Source organism: Chitinivibrionales bacterium (assembly GCA_035516255.1).
GTDB lineage: Bacteria > Fibrobacterota > Chitinivibrionia > Chitinivibrionales > FEN-1185 > FEN-1185.
The window spans coordinates 238,693-263,264 of record DATJAL010000052.1 but is presented as its reverse complement, the minus strand read 5'-3'; the positions used below and the strand labels follow the sequence as shown (position 1 = coordinate 263,264).

14 protein-coding genes are annotated in these 24,572 nt (G+C 53.3%); 4 read left to right on the top strand and 10 right to left on the bottom strand.

The window, feature by feature from the left end; genetic code table 11:
* Nucleotides 1-253: 253 nt before the first annotated feature.
* Nucleotides 254-1,096 carry a transglutaminase family protein gene (locus VLX68_16455; GenBank protein ID HUI93836.1) on the top strand — a complete coding sequence of 281 codons (843 nt, stop codon included), beginning with the start codon at nucleotides 254-256 and terminating at the stop codon, nucleotides 1,094-1,096.
* 182 nt (nucleotides 1,097-1,278) lie between these two features.
* Nucleotides 1,279-2,982 (top strand): hypothetical protein, encoded by a 1,704-nt coding sequence (locus VLX68_16450; GenBank protein HUI93835.1) that lies wholly within the window; start codon nucleotides 1,279-1,281, stop codon nucleotides 2,980-2,982.
* Nucleotides 2,983-3,048: 66 nt separating this feature from the next.
* On the opposite strand, the gene VLX68_16445 is transcribed toward VLX68_16450, so the two are convergent.
* Genes VLX68_16445 through VLX68_16430 form a run of 4 tightly spaced genes read right to left on the bottom strand, consistent with a single transcriptional unit; the run spans nucleotide 3,049 to nucleotide 7,091 of the window.
* Entirely contained in the window at nucleotides 3,049-5,259 is a 2,211-nt protein-coding gene (locus VLX68_16445; protein HUI93834.1) for a discoidin domain-containing protein, read from the bottom strand.
* Nucleotides 5,260-5,272: 13 nt separating this feature from the next.
* Nucleotides 5,273-6,118, bottom strand: coding sequence for a hypothetical protein (locus tag VLX68_16440; GenBank protein HUI93833.1), 846 nt, complete (start codon nucleotides 6,116-6,118; stop codon nucleotides 5,273-5,275).
* On the bottom strand, nucleotides 6,090-6,536 hold the full coding sequence (locus tag VLX68_16435; protein ID HUI93832.1) for a type II secretion system protein: 447 nt from the start codon (nucleotides 6,534-6,536) through the stop codon (nucleotides 6,090-6,092). Before VLX68_16435 ends, VLX68_16440 begins: the two co-directional genes overlap by 29 nt.
* 51 nt (nucleotides 6,537-6,587) lie before the next feature.
* Complete coding sequence (locus VLX68_16430) at nucleotides 6,588-7,091, bottom strand: GspH/FimT family pseudopilin (GenBank protein HUI93831.1); 504 nt, start codon at nucleotides 7,089-7,091, stop codon at nucleotides 6,588-6,590.
* Between the two features lie 272 nt (nucleotides 7,092-7,363).
* Here VLX68_16430 and VLX68_16425 point away from each other — a divergent pair, with 272 nt between their 5' ends.
* The gene (locus VLX68_16425; protein HUI93830.1) at nucleotides 7,364-9,763 is read left to right on the top strand and encodes a glycosyl hydrolase; all 2,400 of its coding nucleotides are present in this window, start codon (nucleotides 7,364-7,366) and stop codon (nucleotides 9,761-9,763) included.
* A gap of 72 nt (nucleotides 9,764-9,835) precedes the next feature.
* Here VLX68_16425 and VLX68_16420 read toward each other — a convergent pair whose 3' ends face one another.
* The 5 genes from VLX68_16420 to VLX68_16400 all read right to left on the bottom strand — a co-directional run bounded on the left by VLX68_16420 (nucleotide 9,836) and on the right by VLX68_16400 (nucleotide 18,154).
* Entirely contained in the window at nucleotides 9,836-10,168 is a 333-nt protein-coding gene (locus VLX68_16420; protein HUI93829.1) for a hypothetical protein, read from the bottom strand.
* A 382-nt stretch (nucleotides 10,169-10,550) separates the two neighbouring features.
* Nucleotides 10,551-12,293, bottom strand: coding sequence for a hypothetical protein (locus VLX68_16415; GenBank protein ID HUI93828.1), 1,743 nt, complete (start codon nucleotides 12,291-12,293; stop codon nucleotides 10,551-10,553).
* Nucleotides 12,294-12,317: 24 nt separating this feature from the next.
* Nucleotides 12,318-15,044, bottom strand: a complete 2,727-nt coding sequence (locus VLX68_16410) for a kelch repeat-containing protein (protein HUI93827.1) — start codon at nucleotides 15,042-15,044, stop codon at nucleotides 12,318-12,320.
* A gap of 13 nt (nucleotides 15,045-15,057) precedes the next feature.
* A complete protein-coding gene (locus VLX68_16405) occupies nucleotides 15,058-15,885 on the bottom strand; it encodes a TIGR02147 family protein (protein HUI93826.1) in 828 nt (275 codons plus the stop codon).
* A gap of 373 nt (nucleotides 15,886-16,258) precedes the next feature.
* Nucleotides 16,259-18,154 (bottom strand): hypothetical protein, encoded by a 1,896-nt coding sequence (locus VLX68_16400; GenBank protein HUI93825.1) that lies wholly within the window; start codon nucleotides 18,152-18,154, stop codon nucleotides 16,259-16,261.
* Between the two features lie 624 nt (nucleotides 18,155-18,778).
* Between VLX68_16400 and VLX68_16395 the strand changes: the two genes are divergently transcribed.
* Nucleotides 18,779-21,151: a glycoside hydrolase family 3 N-terminal domain-containing protein gene (locus tag VLX68_16395; protein ID HUI93824.1), complete on the top strand. Its 2,373-nt coding sequence runs from the start codon at nucleotides 18,779-18,781 to the stop codon at nucleotides 21,149-21,151.
* A gap of 261 nt (nucleotides 21,152-21,412) precedes the next feature.
* On the opposite strand, the gene VLX68_16390 is transcribed toward VLX68_16395, so the two are convergent.
* On the bottom strand, nucleotides 21,413-24,535 hold the full coding sequence (locus tag VLX68_16390) for a fused MFS/spermidine synthase (protein HUI93823.1): 3,123 nt from the start codon (nucleotides 24,533-24,535) through the stop codon (nucleotides 21,413-21,415).
* Nucleotides 24,536-24,572: the final 37 nt, after the last annotated feature.

Genomic DNA, 24,572 nt, shown 5'->3' with positions numbered 1-24,572 from the left:
TTTAGCTTTTTCAAGCCTGGCTGTCCGCACGTCAGGCTTTTTTTATCCGGTATGAATCCCATTGCCTTATTTATATTTGAACGTGATGAATAAAAAATATTCCTTCCGTATTTGTTTCGGCATCATCATCCCTTTCTTTTTGCTGACCGGTGTTTGCAGCAGGCATTATTCATCCGGACCGGCAACGGTCTTTCCCGCGTTTTCGGATTCAATCCCGCTTGAAAGCTCAGTCATTATTATTTCCAAAAACCTTATGGCGGTTTATGGCGATGACGATACCGTTTCCCTTCGCCGCTTTTACCGCGTCCTCGACAACGCAGCGACCGTCCTGGCGCAATCGCTCGGTGATAAAAAAAAATCACCCGCCGCTGCAGATTCGATTATCGCACTTGTCTATGACTCATGGAAAATCGGATTTGATCCCGCCGATACCATCCCCGGAACTCTTCTTCCCCACCTCGTATTTAAAAACAAAAAGGGCGCGTGCCTGGGCGTTTCCCTTGTCATGCTCATGCTTGCCGAAAGGATCGGATGCCCGATGTACGGCGTGATGCTGCCGGGCCATTTTTTCTGCAGATATGACGATGGAATAAAGCGGTTCAACATCGAGCCCAACAAGTCCGGTTTCAGCCATCCGGACGGCTATTACCGGGAACGGTATCCTGTCGCAGGCAAACCCTGGTACGATCTTTCGAGCCTTGTAAAAAGCAAAACCATCGGCATGCTCTGCTACAACGCCGGCACGCTATGCATGAACCGCGGGCGGCACGGCGTGGCAATCTTGTATTTCAGGGAGGCCGCGGCAAGGATCAGCGGCTTTGGCGAGGCAACGGGGAACCTCGCGCTCGCATACGCGGCCGCGGGGAAGCCGGATTCGTCGCTGGCGGTGTTTGAAACGCTGTTTGCCGCGCATCCCGATTTTGCAAACCTCGCCGCGAATTACGGCGGCGTCGCGATGGCGGCCAAACAGTACGATAAGGCCGTTGAGGTCTTTAAAAAAGGGCTGGAGTATTTCCCGGAGGATACGGTGCTGCTATCCGGGTTAAGCCGGGCCACAGCTAAAAAAGAATTACAAAACGAAAATAAAATCCCTTGATAATACCGGATGCGGATGGTCAATGTCAATTCGGGGGATTGCGGCGAAATAATCTTATTACAGTGCCGTTCAATGCTTTTGCTTATAAGATAAAATGCCATCAGAAAAAGCATTTTGAGAGGATTGCTTCGCTTCGCTCGCAATGACCTGCATTTGCGGAAATATATGGCAAGAATTGAATTATGAAGATTATTAAATACTTCCCCGTTCTCCTGGCCGCCGGCCTTGCCGCGTTTTTCTGCTACTTCCCCATCACCGACACCGACATCTTCTGGCACTTGGCCGCGGGAAGGGAAATTATCGCGCAGCGGCATCTTCTCTACACCGACCCGTTTGCCTTTACACTTGCGTCTCCCCGATGGATAGACCTTCACTGGCTGTTCCAGCTTCTCGTGTACGGCCTGTTTTTACTGGGCGGCCTCAAGGCACTGATCGTTTTCAAGCTCGCCGCTGTTGCCGGAACCGTGACGCTCTTATGCCTCGCATACCGGAGTGGCGTTTATGCCTGGGCTTGCAGCCTTCTCTCGGCGCTGCTGTTCTACGATGCGCGGTACCTCGTGTGCGAAAGGCCCGTGCTCATCACTATGCTCTGCATCGCCGCGTACATCTTTCTTTTCGAGAATGTTCGCCGGGGATTGAATAAACGGTGGTTGTGGCTTTGCGTGCCGCTGCAGATGATCTGGACAAATTCGCAAGGGTTGTACCCGATCGGCCTCTTCATTATCGGGGCGTATGCGGCCGAGGAGGTGGTCGGTTCGGCGCGGGCGGCCGCTTTGTCCACGGACAAGCCGGGATCGGTCCTGTGGAACAGCCATTCCCTCGTTTTAGTTCTCTGCTTGCTTTCCTGTCTTGTAAATCCCTACGGCATTTCGGGCCTGCTCCTGCCGTTTAAACTATTCTCCCGCATTGCGCCGGTCGCGCAGAACCTGTATTCCCTTACCATATCGGAAAACGTCCCGCTTTTTTCGCTTACCGGTTTCGAAGCAGGCTACCGGACAGCGGTGATGGTGACCGCCGTTGCCGCAATCGCTCTGTTTGCCGTGAACTGGAAAAAAATCCGGCCCGCGCACGCGGTGCTGTTTCTCGGGTTTTTATTTCTTGCCGTGAGCGCGGTGCGGAATGTCCTCCTCTATTTTATCGCCGTTGTCCCTATTGTCGGATACATAGTGATGGACGCCGACGGCCTGCACCGTTTTTCCTTTTTGCCGCAAAAAGCCCGGCACCTTGCCTCGGCGGGCGTGGCGGCCGCCTCCCTGCTCCTCGTTGTTGTCCCCTTTATCAATCATTACGCCGTGGTGGCCGCCTGCCCGCCGGGGCGGGTGCTGTCGCCGTTCAGGTTTCCCGAAAAAATCGCGGCCTATCTCAAGGCAGATCCTGTCCCAGGCGAAATGTTCAACGACATCAGGTACGGCGGCTATCTTATCTGGGAGCTCTATCCGCGCCAGAAGGTGTTTATCGACGGCAGGCTGGTGATCCGGCAACCGCGGTTTTTCGCCGAGTACCTTTCGGTGTGCGCCACGCCGGAACTTTTTTCCTTTCTCGAAAAAAAGTTCAACATCACGCATGCGATCCTTCCGTCGGCCATTTTCACGCAATACCGGAACCTCATCAAGTGGCTTTGCGAAAATCCCGACTGGCATCTTGAATATACTGACGGCTCGTCGTTTTTGCTTGTGAAGAACAGCGGCTCGAAGAGGCCCGCGATTGACCTTTCTGACCCTAAAACCGCAGATGCGGTTGCCGACAGCATCCGGGTTCAATGGAAGGGTGCTCCGTATGTGCGGCAGGAGGCGCTGGGATATTTTACGGAGATGCTCCGTTACATGGGTATGGAGACTTCCGCGCAAACCGTGGAAAAGAAAACCGAAGTACCTGAGCAACGATAACCAGAATTCTCAAAAAGCAAGGGCGTCCGGTTGAACGCCCGTGCAGCAAACGACATGGCATGCATGTTAATCGGTGAACCCATAGTCGCGGTGCCATGAGCGCTCATTGAACGTTTTCCTGTGGAACACCAGCATGTTTGTGGTGATGTAGATATCGGAATTCACGCTGTGGCGCTCACAATAGAAAAAATCAAAATTATATTTCTGATAATTCGTTAGTCCCGCCACGGTGTCGACCAGCACCGTGTCCGATGCGGCCTGGTGCGGCCCTCCCAGGTCCATTTCGAGCCTGTTATTGAGATACAGCCAGATGTCATCATCCCCGGTGAAGCAAAATTTGAGTCCCGGTACCATGATAAAGGTTGTATCCATCGACATGGTGAAGCTATAATTGTGTTGTGAAATGTACGTGGAATCACCTACGCCCGTATTTTCTGTTGACCACTCCTTGCCAAAACCTTTATTATCCAAAAGGAAGAAGGCGCCGTTTCCGTAACTGTAGGTTCCGGTAGTTGGATCAGAAAGATTGAAAACAAGAAAGGTGTCGACGATCGCATTTTTAAACGCCGTATCATTTAGAATGCCGCCGTTCTTTACCGTTGTATCAATTTTAAATAAAGAGTCGGGCCATGCAAGTTCGTTCACGTGACACGCTCCCCATTTGGGAGTTCCGTCGTATACCCACCTTCTGAGACTATTTCCCCTGGCGGCAGTAAAGTGTTTTGTATCATACCTGAGAACCGTGCATGGGCTCGTGTCCTTCCATGGCGAGACCACATTGAGGTAGATTGGAATTGTTGAATCGCCCTTGCCGCCGCCGGCTCCGTTCCAGTCCCTGAACCAATATTTTATATATTGGTTTGTGCGTGGTTGGGTGCCCACCTGCGGTTTACGTTGACCATCCAAGTATTGACTCACCATGTTTTTATGAACTCCGGAACGATGAACATTTTCAAATTCCGGGCACACTCTGCCGGAATGGAAATCGTAGAACCTTACCTTTACTGTGTCCAACTGAGAAGGCGCCATGGACTTCAGGTTGCCCAACTTTTCAATGGATTGCTTGAGCGGCGTTTTAAAAACCTGTCCCCATTTCTGCAGCGAATCCCAGGAAAGCGTGGAAATGGTGTACATGTCGGTATCAACCATTTGGACCGACCATTGTACCTTGTATCTGCCGTAAATTGTAGTATCTAACCTTGGAGCGACCGAATAAGCATAAATGGGCATTTCATTTATGCAATAGCCCGAGCTTCCGTTGCGGGTGGCGCCGCTCATGCGTATATATTGATAACTTCCTGTGAGACCGGAAATGGTATCAAGGCGCTGATTCGTGGTATCGGTGCTTGAAAAAGATTTTATCGTTGTCCAGTATTTGCCGTCGGTGGAGCCGTCTATGGTATAGCTCTTGCCCGATGAGTTATGTGCCCAATTAATAATGACTTTGCTGATATAAATAGGGCTGCCGCAATTGGCGTATATCCATTGAGGGTCAGACGCGTTGCTTGTCCAGGATGTGGAGCTGTTACCGTCGTTGACATTGGCGGGAGAACCTGCGTTTGTGGAGCTGGCCGTCATCGTGATTAAGGAGCGTGGAAAGAGGGTGTCGTTTGAGGCCATCCCCAAGGTGTCGGGATAAACGCTTATTTCATAAATTGAATATCCGTAAGTGGTCGATCGGGTTAAACCATAAATGCGAATATATTGGTAGTTGCCGCTTAATCCGGTGATGGAATCGGTTCGGGCGCCTGTTAGCCCGGATAAAGACTTTAGAGTTGTCCAAGTCGATTTATCGTTGGACCCGTCAAGATGATATGAGGCGGCACTGGCATTTTCCCAGTCAATCGCAACACAATAGATTTTTTTTGAGCTTCCGAGATTGACCCAAATCCATTGGGGGTCAACTCCCTGCGTGCTCTCCCATCGTGTGGTCTGATTGCCGTCGATCGCAAACGAAGCGACATTGGTGCCGTTCACCGACGAGGCGGAATCCGATACGAAAGTGTAGGCATTTCCGCATTTTTTCCCTCTCCAAAGACTCACGCGCGTCCAGTTGGTGTCGGTGGAATCGATCACGGCCTGGGAGAGCATGGTCATCTGTCCGTCCGCCGCGTAAAATGATTGGATCTCGTTGCGGTAATTCTTCGCGATGGTGGAGCTCATCGCCGCGTTGGCCACCATGGCTATGCCGATTGCGGTGACCGCAAGCATGATGACCAGGGAAATCACCATGACCACGCCGTTGGAATTTTTCAGAAACCTCGTTATTTTTTCCATAGATCCCTCCCCACTAAAATCTGAATTTGTTTCTCAGCCTGAACTCCATTGTGAGCGCGAGCCTCCTGTAGCCGTCATGAAATACGGGATGTTTGTACAGCTTGTCCGGTGTCGCGGTGCGCGCGCGGACATACAATGCCCCTGTGCTCATGTGGTCCCAGTTGGTGGTCGTTGCGTGGCCCGTGTCGTAAAAGGTTACGGCGATCGAATCTATGTTTTCGGCAAGAACCACAGAGTCAGCTTGGTAGCAGAAATTAAAATTGCTGGCATAATAGTGTTCGGTATACGAGCCAAAAACCCTGTCCCATTGTTTTAACGTAGCCACGGCCGGGGATTTAAGGTAAACCGTGTCTGGTGAAGCAGCAGCCCGAACGCTATCGAACGGAAATTTAAGAAATCCCAATCCCGAATCAACAACAATGGTATCACATCCCACAAAAGGGGCGCCATTGTCAACCGGAATTTTTGCCGATGCAGTTAGGTTTGCGCTCATCATCTGTTTTGCACCTTTATCATTTGTCTTCACAATGATATCGCTGGCGCTGTTCACGCTTATCACGGGATATAAAGAATCAGGCAGATCCGATCCTGCCTGGGAAAGCACTTCGGTTAATTTCTTTATTGTATAGGTCGCATTCTGGTACATATCGGTCTCTTGATCTTGCAGGTTATAACTCCACAAACTCGAGGAAAGCAAACGGTAGATACCGAGAATGACAATGGTACCCGCCGCGATTGCTATAACGAGTTCCACTATGGTAAACCCACCCGTTCCTTTTTTTTCTTCTTTCCCTGCCCCGTGCATGCTATTTGCTCCGGTCTTGTGGGCCTTAAAAATTCTTTGCAATGCGTGTTTCAACCTTTAAAGAGTCGTTTACCCCTGCGCCTGTCCACCAGGCAACAAGTTTGACCTGGCATATATCGGTTATTGCGTGTCCCTTTGGATCATGCAGCGTGTCCCATGTGCTCCACCGCACCCACATCCGCGGCGTAACCGTGGTGTCGGCCATGACCGAATCCTTGCTGGCAAAACTCGTTCTAAAAGACGGGTAATTTGTTGCCGGGTTCTGTGCAATGGTCATTCGTATCTTTTCTATCTGTTTTTCAATCACCTGTCCTGCAACCATAAGCCTGTTGGTCGATTTTGTCTGCGTCCATGAAGTTTTTTGCCATGTCAGAATGACAACCGCGGTCACGCCAATGATGACCATAGTCATTATTACTTCCATCAAAGTAAATCCTTTTGCGTTTTTCACAATAGTTCCAAGGTTTTTCATTATTTTCTCCTGCGCTCCAGACGTCAAAAAGGTTCCTAAAAACTCTGTTGACTAATTTACCTTTACTCTTCCCGTGCTTGCCAGCACGCTTATTATCCGTACCTGTCCTCTCTTATTTTTCACCACGATTTTTCCGCCGTTTTTTGCGGAGCCGTCGCCCCTGAAAATCACGACGCTATCCGATATTCCATTATTGGCAAGCGTCGGTATGCTGTCCCAAACACCCATGGGCGCGGTATAGGTACCCATGTATGTCGGGTCTGTCGCATCGTAATGATTTAAAGTACCGGACGAAAGATCAAGAAACACCCAAGACCTTGACTTGCTATGATTGGTATCTATGCAGACGCCGACATGGATATTTGGATCCGCCAATGCGCGCGTTCTCGCGATGATAAGCTGGCGTTTGAGAGAATTGGCAGCAGTCCGAAGTCTTACCTGATCCGTCAATCGGTTGATGTTCGGCACCGCAACAGCTGCTAAAAGGCCTAAAATTACTATGACCGTCAATAATTCTATGATAGTAATTCCGGAGTTGCGTTTAACTTTAGCCATAGCAAGCTCGCTTTTAACGGAATCCTTGACCCTCATAATTAATTATATCAAAACCGTAATGACTTTTCAATATAATTAGGCGTTTAAATTTAATTGGTGGTTTCTGCCCTATTTTGGATATATTTTTAAGGTATTTACTCTTTTTTTTCTTATATTATAAAATAATAGAATATTTTTTAATTGCATTTTGTTAAAGCGATTAAACCTTGATTAGTACAATATTTTTAAGCGGTAAAGCAAATCAAGTTGCTCTGCACTAAGGAGGAAAAAAAATGATACGGACCAAGCTGTGGTGCATGGTTGCAAGCTGCGCTTTTTGCCTATTGACAAATGTTCCTGTTTCGGCCCAGGTCCAGGCAGGTTTGGGATCCTATGCTACCTCGGGTAATTTTACCGTACCCGACCACAATCCGGTGATAACGTCGGATTTTTCTCAGAAGGTGATCTGTGCAAAATGGTGGGCGACGCTCATCAACAATTCGTTCTCCCAGCCCCTTTGGGCGCATCCGATATCCTACCAGACAAATGCAGGTGGGCTGGACATGGGATACCCCGGCGCCGCCGTCAGCACGGGCGGCGGGTTCTCAAATTCCCACAACAGGGACCTTACCGTCGGCATGGACGGCCTGAACGCCACCTCTTCTCCCGTTTCGGCACATTCCCATTTTGGTGTCACTGCAAGGTGGACCTCGGGCGCCATGACCATGGAGGCCACCATGGCGCAGGGAATTCCTTTTACCTATTTCAAGATGACCGGCGGGAATGCTAAGGTCAGTTTTGCCGGTACTCCCACCATCTGGTACAGCCAGGGCAGCGTGGTTGCGGCAACGGTCAACGGTCACAACTGGGCCGTGTTCGCCCCCACGGGGTCAACATGGAGCGGCTCGGGGACGATGACATCGTCGCTTTCCGGGAAAGACTATCTTTCGGTGGCCCTGCTTCCCGACAATTCGGCGCAGACCCTCGCGTTCTTCACGCAATACGCCTATTCCTTTGTCAAGGACACACGCGTGACCTGGAACTATGACGAGCCGTCGGCGATCCTCACCTCGTTTTTCAGCGTGGTCACCGAGGCCAAGGAAGGAACCGCATCGGGGACGATTTTCGCCGTGTTCCGCCACCAATGGCTCGAAATGCCGGGTCCGTTTCTCTCCTACACCTACCAGAGCGCCCGCGGCGTGATGAAGACCGTGGCGGGCCAGAATTTTGCCGTGCCCATGAAGTTCAACGGCATACTCGTTTCAATGCCGGCCGTGGGGTTTGACATGCCCACGCTCCAGAACCTCGTCAATGGCGAAGGAATTCCCGCATCCATCGGCGCCGGCGGATGCACCTACAACAAAGACATGGGCAAATATGCGCAGCTCGCGCAGATCGCGGACGTGGCCGGCAACACAGCCAAGCGGGACGCGATCGTCACCTCCCTCAAGTCAAGCCTGCAGAACTGGTTTACCGCTGACGGTCAACCCGAATTTTATTATCACAAACCATGGAACAGGCTTATCGGGTATCCGCCGTGCTACTACTCGGACACGCGCCTTACCGATCACCATTTCCACTATGGCTATTATCTGAGAGCCGCTGCATGCGTGGCGCAATGGGACACAACCTGGGCAAAACCGGAAAACTGGGGCGGCATGGTGCAGATGCTTATCCGTGACGTGAATTCATGGGACGACAACGATCCGCTGTTCGGCCGCTTCGGCTATTTCGAGCCCTATGAGGGCCACGGCTGGGCCGACGGCACCGGCTTTGCCACCGGCACCAACCAAGAATCGTCGTCGGAATCCATGAACTTCAACGCCGGACTTATCCTATACGGCGTCATGACCGGTAACAAAGTGCTGCGCGACGAGGGTATTTTCATGTATGTCAACGAGGCGCGCGCCATAGGGCAGTACTGGTGGGACGTTGACAATGTAACATTCCCGACCGCATATACCCACACCTGCGTCGGCATGGTGTGGAGCAACGGCGGCGCATACAGCACCTGGTTCTCGGGCGCAGGCAGCGCCATTCACGGAATCAATTTCCTGCCCAACACGTCGGGGCACCTGTACTACGGCCGGTACCCCGATTACAACCCGTTAAATTATAATGAAGGATTCGACGGCGGGTGGTCCGACCTCTTCTACGAGTTCCTCGCCTACTCCGACGGGGCCACCGCCATGTCGAAATACAACGGCGGAACCAGCATCGAGGCCGGAAACACCAAGGCGGCCTGCTATCTCGAGATCTCATCCCTTAACACGGCCGGCAGGCTCGACACCTCCGTCACCGGAAGCACGCCCACCTTTGCCGTTTTTGACAAAGGAACAACCCGCACCTACTGCGCCTTCAACCCGGATATCTCCGACAAAACCGTCAACTTCAATGACGGATTCAGCATGGTGGTGCCTTCCAAGAAGCAGGTATGCACCACGGGACCGGTCAAGCCCGTGGGGGTAACGGCCCCGGTTGAAAGAAAAACCCTTACAAGTTGTTCCCTGGAGAAAATCGCGGTCCTCGGCGGCGCGGTCGCTATCCCGCGTCTCGGCGCGGGAATTCAGAAAATCGAATTATATGATCTTTCAGGAAAAAAAGTTTGGGAATCCCTGGTGATGTCCGGGAAACCGGTTGTCAGGGCCCTGACCATGGCAAAAGGCATTTATATGTTGAGGCAGTACCGGTGACGGTACCGCATAATTGACAAATAAAAAGGCCGTCCCAGCGGGGACGGCCTTTTTATTGTTCAGCTGCCGCCGTTACACTTCGACCGCGGCCTTTCTCAGGTTCCTTTTGAGGAAATGCATCCTGCGGCGGAGGTGTTTGAGCGCTTTGTGGTCGCCCGCCTTGAGCACCTCGTTCCGTTTTACTTTGAGTTCCTTTATTTTGCTCTTTATTTTGACCTTTACCTCGCCCATCGCCACCTTGTGGTGCGAGAGCATGCTGATATTGAGGGCCTTGCAGAGCTGCACGAGCAGGTGTTCCTTGTTGAGCTGGGAATATCCCTGAAGCGCTTCGTGCTGGATGCCCGCCGCGATGTCACGCAGTTCGGCAACCGTCTTATGTTTGAGTTCTTCGAACGTATGAGCCATAAACGCCGTCTCTCCTTCCCGGGTTTTCATGAAAAAATTGCTGGAAACATTGCATTAAAAGTATAATCTGCAATCGCGGGAAACAACAGGTAGTTATAACCAAATAAAACCGGCGCCGCCAGAACACTCCGCCTCGGCGCCGGTTTCAACCTAACACCATTTTACCCTAAACGCCCTGCGGCTGCGGCGTTACCGCATAAACCGCAGGGTAATGATAATGAACGATTCTCCGATGCGTGTTGAGCATCCAGCCGCCTATAAATATATCCCTCTATTTCATCACGGGCAACAGGCTTGACAATAAAGTGTTTTCTCATGGTAAACATCGGTTCTTGCGGATTAAAAAATGCGGGTTGCAGGACAACGTGCAATAAAGCTGCGGTCAGCGGACAAGAAGGATCTGCTGGCAGCACGAACTGCCGTCAGAAAAGTGATATTTGGCAAAAGCCACGCCGGCGCCCGCGATGTGCGGCATGGCCACTGAAGCCTGATTGCCGACCGCAAGCGAGGCGAGCATTTGGCCGGCGACATTGTATACATTGATGCGGACCAGTTTTTTATCGAGACCTTGGTGAACGAAAAACATGAGGGATCGGCCGGCGATCTTATAGAAAACGGCGCCATTGTCTGCGGCGGAAAAAGCAAAACCGTTGGCGGTGACGGACATCATTTCGTTCGCTATTTTTAAAACATCGCTGCCTGCGGTAATGGTCAAGGTATCATTTTGACTCCATGCATGCGATGTGACAAACGGATAATCGGCGCGGATGCATTTGAGGCAAACAACGTCACGTTTGCCCAGCTCGCAGCTCGCATATACCTTTACGGATGACATGGAAAACGCGAAAGCGAGGGTGCCGGATTTCATCCGCAGCGAATCAAGCGTGCATTGTGAATCGGGGGGGAATGTTGAAATGGTGTAGGTGCCGTCATTTTTCATGTTGACCTTGGTTCCAGCATTGTTTAAGATGATGCTGAAATCGGTGAAGCTGGCGTCCGGGTCTTGCAGGATCACGTTGATGCTATCAGGTTGGTTCAAACGATAACAGCCGTTATTGACATAGAACTTTGCCGCAGCCGGCTGGGTTGCCGAAATACTGGAAGGATTCAGGCGATAGGTGTAAGCGCTCCGGTGCCACTGGTTGTCGAGCAGCTCCACGCCGAAACCGTCCCACCGGTTGATGAAATTGCCGTTGAAATAATTTGTGGTGTCCCGCGAAAACGCATTCCATGAAGTCCCGGTATAATCCAAAAAGGTTCCTTTATCGCACACGGCGCCGCGCGGATAGATGTTCCTGATGGCGATGTTCGGACACGGCTGGTTGTCGAAAACAAACGAGCCGCCCAGTCTTTTATATATCGAACCCGACGACGTTCCGGCAAACCCGTTATCGACGCACAACACCGTGTCGGACACGGCATTCAGGTCGCGCTTGGCCTCCGCGCCCCACTGGCCGTTTGCAATGGGGAAATACCGCATGAGGCCGGACGAACCGAGCAGCCAAACGCCCGAGTCGCGCTGGTTAAGCGTGTCGTAAGCGCCTTGGATGCGGAAAATGTCCTGCTGCGGCAGCAGCGCGCTCGTCGCGAGCGTGTCCTGGTGAAGCACGGCGAGGCTCGAGGTGGAAAGCGCCAGCGCAACAACCTTTTTCTGGGTGTTTTTTACCAGCACCTTTATGCTGTCGCCGCCGTAAAGAGGACTTTTCACCAGGTACAGCGGAAAATTTTGCGCCAGGGCCACGCCCGGCAGCGCGAGCTGCAGAGGATCGAGATATTCGAGGATGCAGGTGGTGCACAGAGGCTTGGGCTGCGGACAGGTGTACTGCGTTTTCATGAGATACAGGCCGTTTGCGGAATCCGAATATAGTGCCACGGCGCCTGCCGCCGGCCCGCAGATGTCGAAGCGCACCGGCCTTGCCGCGCACAGCGTGTCGGGCAGCACGATGCTTACGCTGTCGTACCAGGCCTTGCCCCAATTCCTGTTTGCAAACGCTGGATGCAGAAACACATACCCGTTGTCGTTCAGGTTGCACTGGGGATAGGCAAACGCGGCCGCAAAGAACATGACGAGCGCGGCGGCAATGCACTGCGCGAAATGCCATTTGTGTCTTTTAATGGTTTTCATGCCTTATTTCCATCGCGACGCAGATTACGGATAAAACACCATTACCGAATTTGTTTCCTTTGTGCCTGTCGCGTCTTTTTCAGCGCCGCCAACCACGTAAATTTTTCCCTGCCACGAGGCCGCTGCGCAGCCGAACCTTCCCGCGGGAAGCGAAGCCTTGAATGACCAGACATTTTTAACCGGATCGTACTCCTCAACGGATGCTTGGGAGCTGTCGGTATCAAAAGAATACAGGCCGCCGACGACATAGATTTTTCCGTTTGCCTCAGCCGCGCCGAAATACCAGCGGCCCGTGTTGAGCGGGGCGGCCGTATCAATGCGGTTTTGGACCGGATCAAACACCTCCACGCTCTGCTCGGGAACGCAATTGTTCGGGTCGGATCCGCCCAGCCCGCCGATGATATAAATCTTATTGTTAATCACCACGGCCTGATGGTCCATGCGCGCCTTTTGCAAAGACACTTTGGGACTCCATCCCAGCCCAGGGTCCCATTCGTCAATGTTCGCGGACACCGTTAAGCTTGTGCCGTTATAACTCTCGCCGCCGATGAGATAGAATTTGCCGCCGACGGTACAGACGGCGGCGCCTACCCGCACACTGTAGAGCGTGTCGGCAGCGCCCCACGAATTCGACGCCGGACTGAAAGAATCGACATGCATCACATAATCATAGGTTCCCGCACCGCCAAAGCAGAAAAGCGTGCCGCCCAGAGAAGCGCACGCCATTCGGTATCGGGCGGTGGGAAGCGAAGCCACCGGCGACCAGGCGGTGCCGGAGGCAACAGTAAACGCCTCAACAGTGTCCCATGGATGCAGGTTGTAATTCATGCCATCAAATTGAAGGGTGCCCCCTCCCGCTGCGTAGAGCACGCCGTTGATCACGGCGGCCGAAAGGAACCTGCGCGCCTTTGACAGGGGGGAAATGCTCGACCACACGTTCGACGGCATTACCGTAACGTCCCAGGATATCGTATCGCTCCCGCCCCACCCGTCGCTTACCCGCACGCTGATATGCTTCACGCCGACGTCGGCGACGCCGGGGGTCCAGGCTACCGCGGTATCGGCTATGGTAAGGCCCGTTACCGAGGAAAGCTGGACAAACGAGAGATTGTCTAGATTGACATCTGAGACGGTAAGTTTTACGCGATACGGCATGGCGGCGTTCGCCGTTTTCGGGATGGCGGCGGTATCGATGGTGAAACGCGGCGGTGAATCTTTTATCCCGCCCGCAAGCGCGATGCCGCTGTCGGAAACCAGGCCCTGCGCGGCAAGCACTCTTACGCGGTAACTCTTGATGCCGTTTGTCCTAGTTGAAATGAGGTAGGTGGTGTCACTCACGTTTGCCGTTGACGCAACAACCGCCGCTGTCCCCGTTCCGGTATCAGCGGCAAACAACTGGTATTGCGCAAAGGCGGGGTCGGCCGATTTCCGCCACGTGACGCGCACGGTGCTGTCGGTGGAAGATATTGCCGTCACCGCGACGGCCTTCGGCCGTACGCTGAGCATGATGCTGTCGCGCCAGGTGTTTCCGCGTTCGTCAAGAACGTTCACGCATACCTTTTTTATGCCGGAACCGGTCCAGACGTACGAAAGCGTGTCCCCGCCCGCCAGCGCCATGACGGCCGTTTTTCTGAGGAACACCGAGTCAGGTGCTTTTGCGTACCAGGTGATGGTGTCGGTTTTCGTGATGTTGCACTTGAATCCGACGGCGGCCGTTGCCGCGGTCCCCGCGACAATGGTGTCTGATGCCGGGGAAATCATTGACAAATACAACACCGGGCGGATATAGGATGGCGGGATGACGTCGATTCGAATTGAAATTGCGTTGTCGCTCTGGTTATGGTCGGCATCAACCGCCCTCACGGTGTAGATCAAGGTCTTGGTCGTGTCTTGGGGATTGTTGAACACCACGTCGTTATATGCGGTATCGGTGACTGGGATTGCATTTAACGGAACAAAGTCGGGATCCCCGGGCCCTTGCCGTAACACGATATATCCCGCAAGATCTGAAACCTTGACAGACCGCCACGTTAATTTCACAATACCGTTGACCGTGTCTTCGGCGGCGGCAAGGGAGAGCGGCGGAAGCGGCCTACCGGCCGGATCCAGGCTGAGCTGGAGGGCGGGAATGGTGGTGACCTGGTTTTGAATTACCGTAACCGAGGAGGTTTTTCCCGTTTGGTAACCGGGATAATAATAATACACATTGTACGTGCCCTCAGGGACCTTGGAGATGAGGAATGTTCCGGAATCATCGGTCATTGCAAGAAACGACGTGCCGGGAATGTAGCAGATGATGCCCGCCATATTCAAGCTGTTGATGAGGGCCTTCCCCTTTATCGCACCTGGGGGAGCCAAGGTGATGGGATCAACGGTCACAATAAAAGTCCCGTTATAATCCACCGGCCTGTTGACCACAATGTCGGGTTTGAATCCGATAAGCGCGCCCTTATTTGCAGAACAGGAAATGTTGTAAACAGAAATCCCGTTGCTGGCGAGGGTAAAACGGTAATTGCCGTTTGCATCGGAGCTCGTGGAATCGTGATGTTTGAGGGAAGTGTCGGGCTGTGAAACGGTATCTGCTCGTGTCGAATCTAAATAGATGGTTGCGTTGGAAACTGCTTTCAACGAGGCGTCACGGACAACTCCGACGACTTCCGAACCTGAGCCGCCGGCCAACATAGGTGTACAGCCGACGTAAAGCACCGCGGCGGCGCACATGAGCAAAAACAGTGTACGGAGCTGGCTCATACGTGTTTTTTTGCTATGGCTTTGGTATCGGACTGGACATCGGAAAAACGTGAAAATTAATATGATACACCCTATCCACGTTTTTATCCGCCCTTACGATTTCGAGAATTTCACGCCTAAACCGTTTAAGACGCTCATCAATCTGCGCGTAACCCTCGGGCGAACAGCTGAAGGTGAGCGTTGACATGCTCCGCTGCTCCCGCGGATACCGGTCTATCGCTTGCCGCGCAAGCTCGGTGGTGGATATGAGGAAATTGTTGATCGCAAGCGATTTCGCCTCATACCCCGTGGTGATGATATCGTCAACGAGCTGATAGCACCCGCGGTCGTCCTTTTGGATAAATCCCATTTTCTCGAGGAGCGCCACCGCCTTTTTCGCCTCGGCGGGCGTTATCGGCGGCGATACCCGTTTTGCAAGTTCCGCGTAATTGCCGGAAAATTTGCAGCAGTTCAGCACCTCGCGCACCGCGGTGTAATACCACTTGCTGTAAAATTCGTAATGCTGCGCGTCGGTTACCTTGATCTTCGATTTTTTTGAGGCGAGAATCTTTTCGAAATAATATCTTTTCTGGTCGTGATTCTTGGCCTGGTCGAACCGGACGAGCAGCTCGAAGTATTCGGTTTCGGCGCGCTTGAACTTAAACACCTGCGCAAATTTAAATATAAATTCCGACGAGATGTTCCGCTTTCTCTGGACAACGTTGATGAAGAAACCGGCAGAGCTGAATCCCACCTTCCGGGCGATGTACCGGTAAGAGAAGAATGGAAACTCCTTTTTCTTTTCAAGGTAAAGATCCTTGAGAAGTTTACGGTAATCGATATATTCATAAATGTCGATCATAAACGCCACATTCTTATATTCAAGAATCTTCGTTCCGTTATAAATATACGGGAAAGCAGGATTTTTATCAAGGGGATAAATGACTAAATGTTTTCTTAAGGAAAACTATAATAAATATCCGTCGTTGTAACTCATTGTTATACAACAACAATCATAAGTGTTTTTGGTTGGTAAGATTTTATTTCTCTGTTAATCCGAAAACCACCTTTCCGGAAGCGCTCCCGCATCGTATGAAGAGCAAGCGGTCATCAATGAAAATAATTTTGCCTCAGCAGGGAAAGTTTACAAACAGGATAAAAAAACCCCGCGCACTTGCGCGGGGTTTTTCATTTTCAGGCATCCATACGACGACGGATGTTACCACATAACCGCATTATTGAGGCAATGTCCAATACACATTGTCCAGGACTAGTGTTTCTCCAGCGACATAGGGAGCCATGCTTACACCGAGGAAATAGTCAACGTTGGACAAGTCACATGTCGCGGACCATGCTGAGAGTGGAATTGCAAGATCATGCCAGTTTCCGTCTGCAACAAAACCAACCGACGATGCGGTAACCCATGTCTGGCCAGTCTTGTTTAGATTTTCCACAAGCATGCTGAAATCCGTGGCCGTCGTGCTTTTTGCTGACACGTGGAGTGTGCAGGCAGCGTACGTCGTCATATCAATGCTTGCCAGCGTGCCGCTTCCGGCAGAGGCAACTGCAGCCCAGCCGAATCCTGCCCAGCCAACGGTTCCGGCTGTGATCGCAACAGCCGGCGTTTTTCCGTCTTCACCCAGCGAGTCGGTATTGTCAATCGTGCATGTGGCCACTCCGCCACCTGTCCAAGGAATGAGCTGGAGAATCAGATTCGGATTGAGTGCGGTGGCACTGGTGTATCCTGCTCCCGTGATCCCGAAGGCTGGCACCTGTGTCGAAAACCAGTTCGCCGAAGCGCTCTTCGTCTCGTTCAAAACCGGATCGGCGTACGACACCGTAACAACATCGCTGTCCTTCACACCGACCGCGGTGGCGGTCTTGGCACCAAGGGAGAAACCGGCCGCGCCGGTAAACACCCATGGTGTTGCCGTAACGGCATTGAGCGTAATGGGGATTGTGTCTCCGGCTTTGGTGCTGCTCACGTTTACAACAAGCGAGGCAGCCGTGGTGTGGTCGTTGGTAAGGGAAATGGCCATCTGCTCCGCAGTTCCGTGATAAGCGGCGGAGTCAAGGGCAATGGTCACCGAGCCGGCAGCCCACACTACTGCACCGAGAACCGGGTTGGCAACGGCAGGATCTGTGTATGAAACCGCCATGGTATCCGCGGGAGCTTGAACGGCGATGACGCTGTTGGGCCCCGATGACTGGGTGAGTGAAACGCCAACCTGGCCGGTGTATGATCCCGCCGATCCGTTGAGTACAACATCGATACCCGTCGGGTCTTTCTGCGATTTAAGATGTACGGTTACCGTCGGGGTCGTGACGTTCGAGTCGGTAACGTTGATCACCATTTTGTTTGCGAGTCCGGTATACGTGGCTGCGCCCGGCGCGACGCTCGAAGCAAGCGCCGCCCACTTCGCCGATGCAGTAGCTGCGGCCAATCCCGGAATAAGGGCGCAAGAATAAGATACCGTGACATTGTCTTGGTCTTTTACGCGAATGGTGTCTTTAATTGTGGCAGTATTGCCGACCGTGAAGTAAACGGAACCAGTATATACCCCGTATTTCGTAGCATCCATCGCGAGTATCACCTGAACAGGTGTGGTAAATGTGGTTGTGCTGACATTGACGCTCACCGTTTGGCTTGCCACGTTAGTGTCTGTAACCGTGATGATCATGGGAGTGGAAACACCTTGATACGAGGATTTATCAAGAGCAACACCAAGGGTTCCGGCTTTCCAAATTAAGATTTCCGTCCGTGTTCCGGCGGGTTTTGCATCCTTATAAGTAACCGTTACTGTACCGTTCTGGTTCACCAGTATCGTGCTGTTGGGCGTGGAAGCTGCGGTGGAAAATGACAGCACACCTTTGTAGATGCCGTTTTTGCCGGATAGAACGAGATAGATACCTGTATTGTCTACACCGCTTGTCACCTTCACGCTCTGCGTATCAGCGGTGAGATCTGCGTCCTTGAGAGTAATGGTATCAACACTCGCCGTTCCGACGGGCAAGGTATCGCTTACGGTTATCCTGCCTTCCGTCCCTTTCGGCTCTGTTGAACAGCCGTTCAAGCACATCGCGGCAAAGAGCGCGCTCACGCCAAGAACTGTGAAAAGTAATTTTTTCATTTACCCCCCTTTGAGGAATGATTGGTTGTTAATTAAGTGAGACTCGGATTATTTCTGCGGTTGTCACTTCCATCGGCAAAATAAAGAATAAATTGAGGTGCCTTGAGGTTAAAAAATATTATTCGATTGATTGGTTAATATATGTGGATTAAATTGGTTTAAGCAAGAAAAAAGAATAAGGCTTAATTTATCAAACTGAAAGCATTTTTAAAACTTCTCCCACCAACTCGCCACGAAAAGAAAGGCCATTTTAAAAATTAAAAACTGGAAAAATATTGTAGTAGTCTTATTATTCAATTAGTTACAAATCGGTATATCTTTTTTTTATCTCCATTAATTTTCTTTAATCATGCTTCCGATATTGAACTTTTATGTGTATACGCCGTGTATACAAAATCTTGCAATATTTTTGGAAAAGTCTAATGTATTTGGGTATATTTTATAAGTAAAATAAAATTATTCCATTTTTTCCTTTCACAAGTCACCAATTTCTGTATTAATTTTATAAATACAGTTGGGGGGCCAACAAAGTCTTTAAATTAAAGAAAGGAGCCCTATGGCTTTTTAGCTACCGAACATTGCAAATACCAAAAAGCAAACAAACTTATTGAGGAGGATCATTTCATGAAAAGTATAAAATTTATTTCACTCACTGCTGTAGCCTTGCTGGCATATACAACAGTATTTGCCCAAAGCCTTGACTTTTCGGTTTCAGGAAAAGTCGTTCTCGCAAATGGGTCACCGGTAGCAAATGCCACAGTCACGTACCAGAGCATTGCAAAGCGCCTGTCATGGGATTTTTCCAAGTCAGATGGGACCTTCGGCGGCTATTCGGTTTCCACAAGCCAACCTCTTCAGCAGAATTCGACTCTAACCCTGCTTGGAGAAGGGCCGGTCTCCATCGACATCTTTGATATCAGTGGAAAAAAAGTGGAATCGGTTTATAATGCCAGAATCGAAAAAGGCATCTATGCTCTTGAGCCCATCACCTCAAAACTTTCAAAATCCGTTTACCTGATGAAGATCAGGGCGGGAAACCAGGTGATCTATCGTAAACTGTTAAAAACCGGTCTGAGAACCGGTTCGGCTTCCGTATATGAGCTTTCGTCATCGAACACGCCCATGGTTATGGCTAAGAAGCTCGCGGTCATCGATTCGATCCGTGTCGGAAAGACCGGCTATGCCCCCACTTATGTTCCCATTCAAACCTATTCCGACAACGTTGGCAACGTGACCATTGCGCCGATTGACATCGAGAGCAAGGTCGACGCGCTATTCAACCAAATGACCGATCTCCAGAGGTACGGACAACTCTGCATGCCGCCGAACAGCATCGGCAATCTTGCATCCTCATGTGCTTCCAACAACTGCGGAAGCATATTCGGCGGCGGTGGCGCATTGGTCGGCTCCAGCGCCTCGGCTTGCGCCGACCAGGTTGACGGTTGTCAAACGGCAATGATGGGCACCGCACTCAAGATCCCTATCATGGCGGCCTACGACTTTGTGCACGGGGCAAGCGCGGTTCCGGGCGCCACAATGCTGCCGCACAACCTGGCGCTGGGCGCAGTCCAGGACTCTCTGCTGGTGCAGAAGGCGTGGCGCGTTGCCGCGCTCGAAGTGCGCGGCTCGGGCTGCAACTGGGGATTCGGTCCCTGTATCGCGGTAATTCGCGACGACCGCTGGGGCCGCTCGTACGAGGGCTTCTGCGAAACTCCTGAGCGCACGCAGATCATGGCGAGGCACGCCGTGCTGGGCGCTCAACTTACCGACCTGTCCTGCCCATTGTCATACGCGGCATGTATCAAACATTTCGCAGGCGACGGCAATACGGCTAACGGCGTCAACCAGGGCGAGACGGTAGGTCCCGATGCAACGGCACGGGCAATCAATCTGCCCGGTTATGCGGCCGGAGTTGCCGCAGGCGTCGCCACGGTCATGCCCTCATTTTCCAGCTGGTGTGACGGCACGCCAATGCATCAGAACAAGACGCTAATAACAGGTTGGCTGAAAGACTCAACCAACACAGGCACCCCTCCTTCCCCAGGTTTCAAAGGCCTCGTTGTGGGTGACTGGGAAGCATCATGGCCGTTGCCCACCTGCGAGGGAGCCGGCGTCGACGTACCCATGGCGCCGGGTTGCAACATAGGAATCATCGCGACAAATGATCCAAACAATAACAATAATTTTGTGAAGATGGCCGCCATGGGCGCAACCCAGCAGGCGCGAATCTACGATGCATGCAAGCGCGTGCTGCGCGTCAAGGCATGGATGGGCATGTTCAATTCGGGTTACAATCCGCTCGCCGACCGCCGGCTCACCCCGTTGGTCGGGTGCGCAGCGCACAGGGACGTGGCACGGCAATGCGTACGCGCCTCGCAGGTGCTGCTCAAGAACGCCAACAACGTCCTGCCCATGCCCAAGACCGCGAACCTTGCGATATGGGGACAGGCGGGAGACGATATCGGCATCCAGTGCGGCGGATGGACCGTGAGCTGGCAGGGCCAGCAGGGCGCGATCCCGGGCGGCGGCGGCACGTCGATACGCACCGCGTGCCAGGCGGTGGGCGCCACGGTGAGCTTTGTATCAAGCCCGAACGCGGTGGGCAATTCCGATTACATTCTCGCGGTGTTCAGCGAGAATCCTTATGCCGAGACCTCATTTCCCAACATCAACTTGACGGGGAATGATGCGACGGGCACGAACCAGGCCGTGATCAACGAGGTTGCCGCGGCGCATACGGCGGGCAAGAAGGTCATCGGAATGCTGATCGCGGGAAGAGTGCTCGACATTTCCACGGTCATCAACAATTGCGACGCATTCATATGGTCGTGTCTGCCGGGCACGGAAGGAGAAGGCATAGCCGACGTGCTGTTCGGTGATTACAAGTTCTCGGGGAAGCTGCCGGTGACATGGCCCACGAGCAGCGCCCAGGAGCCCATCAACTCCGGCGATGGCCAGACCGGAATGTATGCGTACGGCTTCGGGCTTACCGACTGAGCTGACAAGTTCTTTTAAGTTTTAGTTAAGTAGAAAGCCGCGGAATTGTCTCTGCGGCTTTCTTTTTGTCAACAGTTTTAGATTTATCCGATTCTACAGTCACGTACGCCATTTATGCGGCCCAGGTCGTTACTCCCTTTCCGGTCAATCCCCCACGTCAAATATCGCGCGAATTCGCTCGAATTGCTATGTGTCAATATTAAAATCTTGATGGAATAAAAAAATGAAAGCAGCTTATCAATACCACGAGATGAAAATTCGCTAGAGCTGTCCAAGCGCGTTTAACCCGTTTTGCGCATCGTTATAATACGGGTCGATCTTCAGCGCCTCCCGGTACGCCTGTTCAGAAAGCCTGCGTTCATTTTTTTCGCGGTAAATATCGCCCAGAATGCACCAAGCGTGCGCATTGCGGGGCTGCAGTTGAACCACCTTAGTAAATTCTTTGATGGCACCATCGATTTGGCCTTTTGCGTAGAGCGCCATGCCGCGCACGATGCGGCTCCGGGCGCGGTCGGGTGCCAGGCGCAGCGCCGTGTCGCACCGGGAAATCGCGGCGTCGAACGCCTGGGACTGCAGAAGGATGGTGGCGCAATTGTCAAGAGCCGAAACACTCCAGGGCGCCCGTGCGACTCCCGACTGCGCGGCAGCAAGCGCTTCAGAAACCCGGCCGCCGCGCTGCAGCGTCCACGAAAACAGTATCCATCCTGCTGCGCTGCTCGAGTCCCTGATCAGCATGGCATTGGCGACGTCGCCAATGAAATCCGCCTTGTTCATATTGAGCATGCTCTGCGCCTCCTGGAGGTCGCCGTCCTCCTCATCGAGCAGTACCGCGTTGCCCGGCACGGCCCTGAGCCCTTTTCCGCATATTGAGAGCTTCTGCCACCTATCCTCCTCGCCCACCGTTTGCAGCACGCATGCCGTGGCCTCGTCCTGGATGCGCTGGTCGGCGAGCCACCTGCTTTTCTGTTCATCGGAGAAGCCGCCCCAGTCGATGTGATTATACAGCGAAGCGCTGCGGACCGCGGCGGTAAGCTGCTTAAAGAACGGCCGCAGCGGCAGCGCCTTCTGATCGACATTGAATTCAATGTAGGGCGTGTTGCTGGCGTTCCGGTGATACGCCTTGAGGTACCGGGAAAGATCGTTCCGGTCGGCGATGTAGCAACTCAGCACGTCATGGCTGCTGTGGAACCGCAGGAAACCCGAGGCGGCGCGGACGGTGTCGGCGGCAAGCATCCGGTCGATGTTTTCAGGGGAAAAAAGCATCTCCTGGCGCGAGCCGATGAGGTAAAAAAAGATGTAGGGGCGCGTCACGGGAAACCACAGCGTCACCTGCGGAAAGGCCTCCAGAAAAGTGCCCAGGATGCTGTTGAACGAGCTCTCCGAAATATCGGCCAGCGGCAGCTTAGTGAAAAAAAGCCCGCGCGGATTGAGGCGGTTTGCGCAATTCAGGAAATGTTCCTTTGTAAAGAGCGGCGCGCAGGCCGAGTGCGAAGGCAGGTTCGCATCGTTGATGATCACGTCGTAGGTCCGGTTTGTCACGTGCATGTAATTGAACGCGTCCATGCTGATGATCGACAGCGAGGAGTCCTTCCAATCGCCCAGATTGATATGCCGGAAATACTTGCACGCGAGGTCGATGAGTTCGGGCGCGATTTCCACGCAGTCGATTTTCCGCAGGTGATACCGTGAAAGGCATTTCACGGTCTCGCCAGAGCCGAACCCCACCGAAAGGACCCTGCGCGCATCGGGATGCAGCAGAACCCCCATGTTGCCGAGGCATTGCTGCGCCGAACGGTGAATGTCGTCGCCGGCAACGCGCACGCCGTCGGAGGTGAGCTCCATGGCGCCGTCCTGCGGCCGCAGCGTGACCGAAACCGTGGCGGTGACGCCTTCCCGCACCGCAACGGTCTGCAGGCCGGGAATCGCAACGATTCTTTTTACGAAAAGATTCGAGGGCACCAGGACGACGGCGGCGACGACAGCCAGGGCGAGCATGGCGTACACCGTCCGCAACGCAATATTTCTGGGCGTGAAAAACGCCTGCGTCGCTGCAGCGCCGAGAACAACGCCGAGCAGCCCCAGCCCGACAACCGACCATTGCGCGCCCAGCAGCGGGATAAGCACGAAGCCGGTGACAATGCCGCCGCAGATCGCGCCGATCGTGTTGATGCCGTACACCGAGCCGGTGGTGTTTCCCGCGCCGCGCGTCCGCGAATTCCAGGCCTGAAGCGCGAGCGGAAAACCCATTCCCATGATCATTGCGGCGGGCAGGAACAAGACGAGGCAGTACAGCAGCGGCCGCACCAGCACCCAGCCGGCGATGTTCTGCATCACCGGAAGCAGAGCGCCGTTTGAAAGATCGAACAAACGCTTGAGCCATTCCACAAGCCAGGGCACAAAAAAAATGCCGCAGGCGCCAAGAAGCGACAGGCAGAGCGCCGTGCCGAACGCCGGATTGCGCACGCGGCGCGACAGGAAGGTTCCGATCCACACGCCGAGCACGTTTCCGAGCAGGTAGATGGTCAGCACCGCCGAAAAAACATAGGTGAATCCACCCAGCGGGATCACGATGCTGCGCATCCAGATGAGCTCATAGCCGATGCTGATGCAGCCGCTCGCAAAAAAGAGGGAGCCGAGCAGCCAGCGCGCGGCGCCCGCCGTCGGGGGAATTGACTTTTCGGAAACCGCCGGCGCCGCCGCCCGTAGCAAGGCGGCGCTTCTGCCCGACAGTTGCCATCCCGCAAGCGCGACCAACACGTTGAGTCCCGCCGCGGCATATAGGGTGGGTATCACGCCGATTGCCCGCATGAGCACGAACCCGGCAAGAAAGCAGCCCGTTACTGCGCCCAGCGTGTTAATTGCGTAGAGCCCGCCGACGCTGCTGCCGATACGCTCCTGGAGCGCAGTGACATAGCGTCCCAGCAGCGGCAAGGTGCTCCCCATGAGCACGGTGGGCACTAATAGGATGGCCGACGATACAATGACCTGCATGGCGATGAGCAGGTGCGGTGACGCCTGGAGCGGGACAAAAAGCAGCCGGTACGCGCCGTCGGCGGCGGCGAGCGCGGCGGGAAGCACGGCGGTCACCAGCGCAACAACGATCTCGAGCAGCGCGTAGAGCCGCAGCGGTCGGGCGACGCGGTCGGCCCACCGCGCCATGGCGAGCGCCCCGAGCGCAAGGCCGCCCATGAACACCGAGACCACGACGCTCGATGCATAGACGGTATTGCCTAAAGTCAACTTAATGAGCCTGACCCAGACCACCTCGTCGATGAGGGAGCAGACGCCCGAGCAGAAAAAAATCGCCATCACCCAACGGGCGCTCGTAGTGGCGGAGAGAAGGGCCGGCTGGCGTTCTTTTTTGAGCGGACCGTTTTCTTTCATAGCGGAGCTTCCGGGCGCGGCGGCAAGCAGGCGCCGA

Coding starts and splice junctions, on each gene's coding strand:
- VLX68_16445 (HUI93834.1), bottom strand. CDS start 5,259: ATGGAAAAAATAACGAGGTTTCTGAAAAATTCCAACGGCGTGGTCATG.
- VLX68_16450 (HUI93835.1), top strand. CDS start 1,279: ATGAAGATTATTAAATACTTCCCCGTTCTCCTGGCCGCCGGCCTTGCC.
- VLX68_16455 (HUI93836.1), top strand. CDS start 254: ATGGCGGTTTATGGCGATGACGATACCGTTTCCCTTCGCCGCTTTTAC.
- VLX68_16410 (HUI93827.1), bottom strand. CDS start 15,044: ATGAGCCAGCTCCGTACACTGTTTTTGCTCATGTGCGCCGCCGCGGTG.
- VLX68_16405 (HUI93826.1), bottom strand. CDS start 15,885: ATGATCGACATTTATGAATATATCGATTACCGTAAACTTCTCAAGGAT.
- VLX68_16425 (HUI93830.1), top strand. CDS start 7,364: ATGATACGGACCAAGCTGTGGTGCATGGTTGCAAGCTGCGCTTTTTGC.
- VLX68_16395 (HUI93824.1), top strand. CDS start 18,779: ATGAAAAGTATAAAATTTATTTCACTCACTGCTGTAGCCTTGCTGGCA.
- VLX68_16400 (HUI93825.1), bottom strand. CDS start 18,154: ATGAAAAAATTACTTTTCACAGTTCTTGGCGTGAGCGCGCTCTTTGCC.
- VLX68_16420 (HUI93829.1), bottom strand. CDS start 10,168: ATGGCTCATACGTTCGAAGAACTCAAACATAAGACGGTTGCCGAACTG.
- VLX68_16435 (HUI93832.1), bottom strand. CDS start 6,536: ATGAAAAACCTTGGAACTATTGTGAAAAACGCAAAAGGATTTACTTTG.
- VLX68_16390 (HUI93823.1), bottom strand. CDS start 24,535: ATGAAAGAAAACGGTCCGCTCAAAAAAGAACGCCAGCCGGCCCTTCTC.
- VLX68_16415 (HUI93828.1), bottom strand. CDS start 12,293: ATGAAAACCATTAAAAGACACAAATGGCATTTCGCGCAGTGCATTGCC.
- VLX68_16430 (HUI93831.1), bottom strand. CDS start 7,091: ATGGCTAAAGTTAAACGCAACTCCGGAATTACTATCATAGAATTATTG.